Source organism: Paucibacter sp. PLA-PC-4, from assembly GCF_026241155.1.
Taxonomy (GTDB): domain Bacteria; phylum Pseudomonadota; class Gammaproteobacteria; order Burkholderiales; family Burkholderiaceae_C; genus Roseateles_E.
Window position 1 is genome coordinate 1 of record NZ_JAPFGP010000070.1, and the last position, 749, is coordinate 749.

Genomic DNA, 749 nt, shown 5'->3' on the forward strand with positions numbered 1-749 from the left:
TTGAAAACCTGCACAAACGCTATGGCGAACGCGAGGTGCTCAAGGGCGTCTCGCTGTCCGCGCGCACCGGCGATGTGATCACCTTGATCGGCTCCAGCGGCTCCGGCAAGAGCACCTTCTTGCGCTGCATCAATCTGCTGGAGCAGCCCTGGGAGGGCCGCTTCTCGCTGGGCGGTGAGCAGCTGAAGCTGGGCCGCGACCGCGACGGCAGCCTGAAGGCGCTGGACGCCAAGCAACTGCAGCGCTGGCGCGCACGGCTGGCCATGGTGTTCCAGAACTTCAACCTCTGGGGCCACCGCACCGTGATCGAGAACGTCATCGAGGCGCCGGTCTATGTGCTGGGCGTGCCCAAGGCCGAGGCCATCGAGAAGGCCGAGGCCCTGCTGGCCCGCGTCGGCGTCGCCCATCGCAAGGATGTCTACCCGGCCCAGCTCAGCGGCGGCGAGCAGCAGCGGGTGGCGATCGCGCGGGCGCTGGCGGTGGAGCCCGAGGTGATGCTGTTTGACGAGCCAACCTCGGCGCTGGACCCGGAGCTGGTGGGCGAGGTGCTGAAGGTGATGCGCGACCTGGCAGCCGAGGGCCGCACGATGATTGTCGTGACCCATGAGATGGGATTTGCCCGCGAGGTCTCGACCCACACGATGTTTTTGCACCAGGGCAAGGTCGAGGAAGAAGGCAATCCGCGCGAGGTGCTGCTCAAGCCGCAGAGCCCGCGCCTGCAGCAGTTCCTCAGCGGCGGGCTGAAGTAG

1 protein-coding gene is annotated in these 749 nt (G+C 66.9%); it reads left to right on the plus strand.

What is annotated here, in order from left to right; translation table 11 throughout:
- The coding region (locus OOZ63_RS28930; protein WP_266009336.1) for an ABC transporter ATP-binding protein at nt 1–749 on the plus strand (749 nt) is incomplete at its 5' end.